The organism is bacterium (assembly GCA_035703895.1).
Classification (GTDB): domain Bacteria; phylum Sysuimicrobiota; class Sysuimicrobiia; order Sysuimicrobiales; family Segetimicrobiaceae; genus Segetimicrobium.
On sequence record DASSXJ010000098.1, the window covers coordinates 1 to 8748 of the forward strand.

At 65.7% G+C, this 8748-nt stretch carries 9 protein-coding genes; 5 read left to right on the top strand and 4 right to left on the bottom strand.

Translation table 11 applies throughout. The features are described from left to right. Positions 1-733 (top strand): methyltransferase domain-containing protein (locus VFP86_06695; protein HET8999315.1); only part of this gene is annotated, 733 nt, incomplete at its 5' end. 65 nt (positions 734-798) lie between these two features. Here the strand turns inward: VFP86_06695 and VFP86_06700 are convergent. The 4 genes from VFP86_06700 to VFP86_06715 form a co-directional block, all read right to left on the bottom strand. Beyond that, positions 799-1806, bottom strand: a complete 1008-nt coding sequence (locus VFP86_06700; protein ID HET8999316.1) for an NADP-dependent oxidoreductase — start codon at positions 1804-1806, stop codon at positions 799-801. Between the two features lie 4 nt (positions 1807-1810). Then, positions 1811-2092, bottom strand: a complete 282-nt coding sequence (locus VFP86_06705; GenBank protein ID HET8999317.1) for a hypothetical protein — start codon at positions 2090-2092, stop codon at positions 1811-1813. Between the two features lie 391 nt (positions 2093-2483). Then, positions 2484-3227, bottom strand: a complete 744-nt coding sequence (locus VFP86_06710; protein HET8999318.1) for a prolipoprotein diacylglyceryl transferase — start codon at positions 3225-3227, stop codon at positions 2484-2486. Further along, a complete protein-coding gene (locus tag VFP86_06715) occupies positions 3224-4801 on the bottom strand; it encodes a radical SAM protein (protein HET8999319.1) in 1578 nt (525 codons plus the stop codon). Before VFP86_06715 ends, VFP86_06710 begins: the two co-directional genes overlap by 4 nt. Before the next feature lie 137 nt (positions 4802-4938). On the opposite strand from VFP86_06715, the gene VFP86_06720 reads away from it, so the two are divergent. The 4 genes from VFP86_06720 to VFP86_06735 form a co-directional block, all read left to right on the top strand. Continuing rightward, positions 4939-5391, top strand: coding sequence for a hypothetical protein (locus VFP86_06720; GenBank protein ID HET8999320.1), 453 nt, complete (start codon positions 4939-4941; stop codon positions 5389-5391). 99 nt (positions 5392-5490) lie between these two features. Continuing rightward, entirely contained in the window at positions 5491-7050 is a 1560-nt protein-coding gene (locus tag VFP86_06725; GenBank protein ID HET8999321.1) for an ABC transporter substrate-binding protein, read from the top strand. A gap of 70 nt (positions 7051-7120) precedes the next feature. Then, positions 7121-8059, top strand: coding sequence for an ABC transporter permease (locus tag VFP86_06730; GenBank protein ID HET8999322.1), 939 nt, complete (start codon positions 7121-7123; stop codon positions 8057-8059). Next, the coding region (locus VFP86_06735; protein HET8999323.1) for an ABC transporter permease at positions 8056-8748 on the top strand (693 nt) is incomplete at its 3' end. The genes VFP86_06730 and VFP86_06735, both read left to right, overlap by 4 nt.

Below are 8748 nucleotides of genomic sequence, written 5' to 3' on the forward strand. Positions count from 1 at the left end.
TAATGCCGGAAGGGAGGCACCATCGCGGTTTGATGCTCTTTCGGCCGGCTATGATCCCGGTACGATCCGTCATCTCAACGACTTGGGTGTCGGCGCAGGATGGCACTGTCTAGAGGTAGGGGCCGGTCACGGATCCATTGCACGCTGGCTCAGCGAGCGGATCGGGCCGTCAGGCCGCGTCCTCGCCACCGACATTGACACACGGCACCTCGCATTCCTCAACCGTCCAAACGTCGAGGTTCTGCGGCATGATATCGCCTCTGACCCACTTCCGGAGCGAGCGTTTGATCTCGCCCATTGTCGGCTTGTTCTCATGCACCTGCCGCAGCGGGATCTCGCGTTGGCGCGCATGATATCGGCCCTTAAGCCCGAAGGAGTGTTGCTCGCTGAAGAATTCGATGCGGTTTCCATGCCGGCTGACTCGACCATCAACCCGGCAGAGGATCCCCTGAAAACGCATACCGCATTGTTCACGCTGCTGCATAGAAAGGGTGTCGATGTGAGGTACGGCCGGCTGCTCCCCAGCAAGCTGCGCGATTCCGGCTTAGTTAACGTCCGTGCTGAAGGACGCGTGTTCATGTGGAGCGGCGCTTCACCGTTTGCGGATCACCACAAAGCCAATTTTGATCAGCTGCGGCGCGACATGGTTGAGACAGGGCTTATCACCGAGGAGAGTTCGAGCGCGATCGCGCGCGATTGGACAACCCACAATTCTTTCGGCTCTCGCCGGTGATGTGGGCCGTCTGGGGACGGCGCCCATGAGGCGACTTGGCGAAGGCGAGAGCACCGGCGGATGTCTTATGACGCGACGCGGACAATCAGCTTGCCGAAATTGCGCCCCTGGAGCAGCCCAATCAAGGCCTCGGGGGCACGCTCCAATCCATCAACGACATCTTCCCGGTACTTGATGCGGCCCTCACGGACCCACGCGAAGACCTCGCGCATGAACTCGTCTGACCGATCGGCATGATCGGAGACGATGAATCCACGCACGGTGAGCCGCTTGGTCAGCACCGATCCCAGGTTTGGCCCGGGCTTTGGGGTCACGTCGTTGTACTGTGCGATGAGGCCGCAGACCGGCACCCGTGCGAAATCGTTGAGCAGCGGCCACACCGCCTGCTGGACCGAACCGCCGACGTTCTCGAAATAGATGTCTATGCCATTTGGGCAGGCCCGACTGAGCGCTGCCCTGAGTTCCGGCAAGCGATGATCGACACAGGCATCGAAGCCGAGTGTGTCCACAACGTAATCGCACTTCGCGGCGCTCCCGGCGATCCCCACGACACGACACCCCTTGATCTTGGCAATCTGACCCACCACTGAGCCGACTGCTCCTGACGCCGCGGAGACGACCACCGTCTCGCCCGGGCGCGGTCGGCCGATATCGAGTAGCCCAACATAGGCGGTCATGCCCGGCATGCCGAGCACACCCAGCGCGGTGGAGATCGGAGCGAGTGTCGGATCGAGCTTGCGCAGCGCCCGGCCGGAAATGGCCGCGTAGTCTTGCCAGCCTCCTGGTCCGACCACGATATCGCCTGCGGCGAAACCGGAGTCATGCGACGAGACGACTCTTCCGACGGTACGGCCAACCATGACCCCGCCGACCGGCACCGACGCGGCGTATGACTTCCCGGCGTTCATCCGGCCGCGCATATAGGGGTCGAGGGAGAGCCACAGCGTGCGCGTCAGCGCTTCGCCGTCACCCGGCTCGGGTATTGGACTTTCGGTCAGGCCGAAATTCGCAGGCGTCGGCGCCCCAACGGGCCGGCTCTTCAGCACGATTTGGCGGTTTTGGTGGTCATGCATGGCCTCACCACCCTCGAGGACGAAGGATGGCATAGAACGAAACGGCGCACACGACTCCCCAGAACGCCGCGATGAGGAGGGGGAGGCGAAGGATGCATCGGGTGTCTTTCTTCCCGTGGCGGTCCGCGAGAACGTAGAAGACGGCGGCCGCGCCCGCGGCAACGGGCAGCGCAAACTTCTGGGTCAGCAGAATAATCGTCGCGGCCTTACAGAATGTAAACGCCATCCCCTCGTAGACTTCACCCCGCGTCCGAGGATGCGGCACTGCTTCCATCTGCGCTTTCATCGGAGAGCGCCTCCTGTACGTGAGAGGGTCGCTGCACGCGCCGCTTTCGAAACAGGCTTCGAGGCCGGGTAGAGATCCGCGGCTCAGGGCCGCGGGGCCGGGCGAGGCCCTCCAGTCCCCTGAGCGGCCTTGAATGCCGCCCACGCGATCACAAGCAGGCCGCCGCCGATGAGGATAGCCCAGACCGAGCCCCCTGAGCCAACCAGGAGAAGGCAGGCGCCGGCGGCGCCGAAGAGAAGCGCTACGAAACCAAAAAAGGCAACCGCCAGCCCCCTTCCCACATCTTCCCAGATGGATGTTCGTTTGAGCCGAATGCCGCAGTTTGGGCAGAACTCGGCGTCGCTTTCGACGAATGAGCCACAGGTGGGGCATGCCGATCTTCCCCCGTCCGTCATGGAACCGCGTCTGCCGGGAGGCGGGCTGGCCGGGTCAGGTGCCTGCGGAAATGCCGGCCCGAGGCTATGAGGCCGGTCGTTCCCAGCAGGATCACGCCGAGCGCCCCCCATTGGGCGAGCGAGAGCCCTTCGGGGCCGATCGTTCGTACCCGAAAGAACTCCACGAGAAAACGACTCGTGCCGGCCAGGACGAGGTAGAGGCGGAAGAGGTCGCCTTCCCTCGGCAGCCGCCCGCGGAGGCGGATCAGCAGCACGAATATCGCCGCCGCGCCCGCCGATGAGTAGATCTGCGCCGGATGACGCCACGCTCCGTGCTGATACACTGCCCACGGCAACGTGCAGATCGTGCCGTAGCAATCGCTGTTCAGAAAGCAGCCGATGCGGCCCACGGCCTCCCCCGCCGGGAGCGCAAGCGCGAAGAGATCCCCGAGCGAGCGCCGAATCCCGAGGCGGCGCTTCGCGATCTCGACCGCAAGCCAACCCCCGAGGATACCCCCGAGGATCGCCCGCCCTCCTGTATAGGGGTTCAGGAACGCTCCCGGGTACTGGAGGGCGAGCAGCCACTGCCCGAACGTCCACTCGGCCAGGCGCGCTCCCAGCACCCCGCCGCAGAGCCCCGCGATCGCGACGTAGGCCACCCCCTCCGTCGCCAGACCCCGGCGGCGGGCTGCCAGGTAGAACACGACCGCACCCACGACGTAGGCGAGCGCAGTGAAGAGCATTCCAAGCGGCGTGCTCATCCCGTGACCACCCCCAGCGGCGCGGCTGCGGGGTCCGGCCCGTCGCTCGCATCGGCGAAGAGCCAGCGCCAGCAGAAGGAGTACCTGCGGGGATCGTCCTCAAAAGTGCCGGTGTGGACGCAGCACTGGCGGATGCGCGCCTCGTGGAACGTGTGCGCATCCATGAACATCTTGACCGTGATCCGGAAGGTGCGCTCGGCCAGCCGCTCGAGCGCGCGGTCCTGCCCCCCCACCAGCGTCCACAGCCCGCCCAGGAGTTGCGAGAGGCCGGGCAAGCAGGCGCACATCCTGGCAATATCCCGGGCGAGGTCCACCGCGCCCACAGGGAGCTGCTCCGAAAAGACCCGTTGAAAGGCCCCCGACTTCAGCATCTCGCCCACAGTCGACCCTACCCCATCGAACGCGATCGTATTCGACACGACGCCGATCCACTGCCTGAGCTCGTCTTTGCCGATGAGCTTCGGGAGGGACCGCCACGTCCCGTCCGCCGTCTTGAGGAGATAGGTGATGTCGCAGCAGTCCCGGTGCGAACACGGGAGCGGAATGAAGTCCGTCCACTCCACGACCCCCTGTGTCTGGGGGCCTAGGCGGCGGAGGACGCCGGTCGGTGTGGCGCGGTCTTGGGGATCATAGGGCAGCACGCGTCCCGACCCGAACATGGGCTGCACCGCCAGCCCGGTACAGCGGGGTGTGGCCAGCCCCAGGCGGACGATCTCCCCCACCTCGTCCTCGTTGACCCCGCGGCGGACCGTTGTCACGAGGGTCAGATACACGCCCGCCTCGTCCAGCCGCCGGAGCGCTGCGAGCTTCTCCTGCGTCACATCTTCGCTCCGCAGCGCAAGGGACGTCTCCGGTCGCAGCCCGTCGAACTGGAAGTAGATCTCGATTCGCCGGCGATGCTCCCGCAGGAAGTCCAGGAACCGGTCGTCGCGTGCGATGCGGCGCCCGTTCGTGTTGATCATGATCCGCGTGATGTTGAGGTCTAACAAGCGAAGCAGGATCTCAGGGAGATCCTGGCGGATCGTCGGTTCGCCACCCGAGAGCATGAGCACCCCGAGCTTGCCTCCCTCGCGGGCGATCACCGTCCTGACCGTGTGCAGGATTTCATCTGCGGTCGGTCGCTCGCGCGGCGGCGCCGGGGTCCCCGGGGACTGCGCCGACGCGTAGCACGTCGTGCAGCCGTAGTTGCATCGCTCGGTGATGTTCAGCAGCAGGATGCATGTGTGCTGACCGTGGGACGCCGGCAGACCGTGGCGGTAGCCTTCCGGGAATCCGAGATAGTTGTCGCGACGGTCCGGCGTCACGGAGAGCGTTGGGGCGGCCCATCCCGCCCGGGACCGCCAAATCACGGCATCTTCTTCGTACAGGGATTCCGTCTCGCCGTGCTGCGGGCAGAATCGGCGCAGCCAGACGCTGCCGTCGTGGCTGACCAGCATCCCATCCTTGAAGACTCCCGCCTCGTCGGCCCGGCGGGGGCGCTCGGCGAAGCAGTGCGGGCAGACGGTGCGCGTGTATTCCTCGATGACGTACTCGCGCGGCTTCAGGCCAGCGGCAAGGGCACGCGGCGCGTTCACGACGTTTCCCCCCCTCCATTTTGCCGGCAAATCTTCGATATTCACCGACCGTCCTCCCGCCCACGGCCGGGTGGAAGCAGGCGCCGGATCAGGCGGTGGGGAATTTCGCCCGCGGAGTGGCGCCGGAGGACAGGAGCATGCGGAATGTGGATCCGGCGTATGCGAGTCTTCGACGTCTCACGCGGGGGACGATCATGGAGAGCCTTAGGACGCCGCTGCAACTTACCGCCGTGTATGCGCTGCTGGCGGGCCTCACCTTACTCTCGCGCACGCTGGTGAAACTCGTGTTCGGGTACACCATCATCGATCGGGGCATGATGCTCGTCCTGGCGGGCGCCTTCCTCGCGCTCGGCGTCTTGTTGTGGGCGATTGCGCGCACCCCGGAGAAATACGCGGGGCTGGCGCCCGCGGTGGCCTTCTCTCTGGCCATCTCCCTGGTCGCTCTCCTCGTCCCCTGGATAGGCGGGATGCTCACGGCCCGGAACGTGCTCGCACCAGTCATCATCGACGCCGCACTCATTGCGTGGATCTGGACCGCCCGCACGAAGGGGCAGAGCGGTCCATCGCCTGCACCCGATCGGCCCAACTGAGTGGAGGCCGATCGACGGGGACTAGGCCGGAGGAAACCGGGGTGGAATCCTCCAATACAAGGTGTGCAGGGGCACGCGGCCATAGGGAGGGGAGACCGTATGGGCAGAGATTGGCCAAAGATGCAGATTCGCCGCACGGCATGGCACGCGGTCAGCTGGCTCGTGGCGGTGTCGCTGTGTGTGCCGGTCACCATGATGTTGCCGCGCCCTTCCGCCGGCGCTGCGGTCGTGACGCTCACGATGGCGCGGAACGCGGACATGCTGACGTGGGACCCGTACCCCACCGGAGACGATCCGTCCATCTTTACCCAGATGGTGGTGTACGATCGCCTCGTGAAGCTCGCGCCCTCGAACAAGGACGTAGAGCCTGAGCTCGCGACGTCGTGGAAGATGTCGCCCGACGGGCTCACCGCGACGTTCGCGCTGCGTCAAGGCGTGAAATTCTCCGACGGGTCGCCCCTGTCGGCCGACGACGTCGTGTTGTCCCTCACGCGGGCGATCGACCAAAAGAGCGAATGGGGCTTTCTCTTCTCCCCGGTGAAATCCGTCAGCAAGGTCGACGACAAGACGATCGCCATGCACATGTCGGAGCCGTTCGCGCCGCTCCTCGCCGCGCTCTCGACGTTCGCCGCTAGCATCTACTCGAAGGCGCAGTTCGACAAGTACGGCAAGGAAATGGCCCAGCACCCGCTCGGGACCGGCGGGTTCGCCCTGGAGAGCTGGCAGAAGGGCTCCCAGATCACCCTCGTCAAGAACCAGCACTACTGGCAGCCCGGGAAGCCCAAGATCGACCGGATCATGATGCGGGTTGTCGGCGACGACAACACCCGGGTGCTGCAGCTGCGATCCGGCCAGGTCGATCTCATCGACTTCGTGCCCCCAAACCAGGTGCAGCAGATCCGCGGGGCGGGCCAGAAGGTCTATGCGGTGAACGGGACCGCGGTCCTGCGCTATACCCTGAACGAGACCATCAAGCCGCTCGACGAGGTGAACGTGCGCGCCGCGCTGGCGCACGTGGTCGACCGGGAGGCCGTGGCGAAGAACGTGTATTTCGGCCTCGCCACGGTGGCGAAGTCGCTGCTGCCCGCCACCACGCTCTACTACGATCCGAACGCCGACCCGATGACGTACGACCTGGCCAAGGCCAAGGCGTTCCTCGCCAAGTCCTCGGTGCCGAACGGTTTCACCCTGACGGTCCAGCTCCCGTCGGGCAACCAGACGCTCCTCGACGCCGCGACGATCTGGGGGAACGGTCTCAAACAGATCGGCGTGACGTTGAAGATCGAGCAACTCGAGACGACGACGCTGATCCAGACCCGGAACGCCGAGCGCTACACTGTCTATAACGCGGCGTGGACGAACGACACGCCGGACCCCGACGAGCTGATGGGCGTGGCGATGGACTTCAAATCGCAGCACGCCGCGCACACGTTCTACAATAACCCGGAGGCCCAGCAGCTTGTCGCCCAGGCCCGCCGGGAGCTGGATCCGAAGAAGCGCCAGGCGCTCTATACCCAGCTTCAGCGGATCGAGAGCCGCGACGCGCCGCAGATCTACGTCGTGGACGTGCCGCGCCTGTACGCGAGCTCCCCGAACCTCGGGGGGTTCGAGCCGAACTCGCAGGGCAAGTACGGCTTCGAGAACGTGAGCAAGCGGTGACGGCGCCACGGCCCGGCCGGGAGGCCGACGTGTAAGCGTGCGCTGAGATCCCAGGCCTCACGATCGCCGGATGATTCGTTACATCGCGGGGCGGCTGCTGTTGATCCTGCCCGTGCTGTTTGGCGTCAGCATCGTGGTGTTCATGCTGATCCGCCTCATCCCGGGCAACCCGGCAATCGCGATCCTGGGGGAGCACGCGACCCCCGAACTCATCGCGCGTGTGCAGAACCAGCTCGGGCTGAACCTCCCGATCTGGCGTCAGTACCTGCACTTTCTCGGGAACGCGTGGCGCGGCGACTTCGGCTTGTCATTCTTTTATCAGCAAAACGTGTCGACGCTCACGCTGGAGCGGATCCCGGTCACGCTGACGCTGATCGGCTACGCGGCGCTGATCGGGCTCGCCATTGCGATCCCGTGCGCGACCCTCGCTGCGGTCCGGCGCGAGACCCCCGTCGATCACGTGATCCGCCTCGTGTTCACCGCGACGATCGGGATCCCGTCGTTCTGGCTGGGCATCGTGCTCGCCCTGCTGCTCAGCGTCAAGGTGCGGCTGTTCGTGCTCGGGGGCGGCGGTGCGGGCGGGCTCGACACAATGTGGCACCTGACGCTGCCTGCGCTGACCATCGCGCTGCACATCTCTCCGATCCTGGTGCGCGCGCTCCGCAGCAGCCTGATCGAGGTGATGGACTCGGACTACGTCACGACCGGGCTCGCGATGGGGCTCCGCCCGGTCACGCTGCTGGTCAGCTACTTGCTGCGCAACGGGCTGACCCCGTTCATCTCAGTGCTGGGCCTGAACGTCGGCTGGCTGATCGGCGGCACGATCATCATCGAACAGGTCTTTGGCATCCCGGGCGTGGGGTCGCTGCTGATCACGTCGATCCTCACCCGGGACTACTCGATCGTCCAGTTCGTGACGCTCGTGCTCGCGTTCCTCGTCATCCTTGTCAACTTGCTCACCGACCTCGCGTACGCCGTCCTGGACCCACGGGTGTCCTTCCAGCGATGAGCGCCGTCTCCGCGGTCGCGCCGGGACGGCAGGCGCAACGGCCGTGGCTTGTAACGGCCGGCTGGCCGCTCCGCATCGGGATCGTCGGGATCCTCACGGTGGCCACGCTCGCGGCGCTCGCACCGCTGATCGCACCGTACGATCCGACGGCGCTGGGGCTCGCCCAAGGCCTCACGCCGCCGAGCGCGGCGCACTGGTTCGGCACGGACCAGCTCGGCCGGGATATCTTGACGCGCGTGCTCTACGCCGCCCGGGTCGACCTCCAAATCGGGACGATCGGCGTCATCATTCCGCTCATCATGGGCGTTGTGATCGGCCTGTTCGCGGGCTACTACGCGGGCTGGCCTGATGCGATCCTCGGCCGGGTCATCGACGTCGTCACCGCATTCCCGTTTCTCGTGCTCGTGCTCGCGATCGTGGCCATGCTCGGCCCAGGCTTGAGGAACTTCTACATTGCGATCTCGCTGGTCAGCTGGGTGGCCTACGCGCGGATCGTCCGCGGCGAAGCGCTCGGCGTTCGAGGACGCGGCTACATCCTTGCCGCGAGAAGCCTCGGGTACAGCGACGCCCGCATCATGTTCCGGCATCTGCTGCCCAACGTGATCGTGCCGGCGCTCGTCTTCGGCATGAGCGACTTCGTGCTGGACATCCTGGCCGGCGCGTCGCTCGGCTTTTTCGGCCTCGGCGTG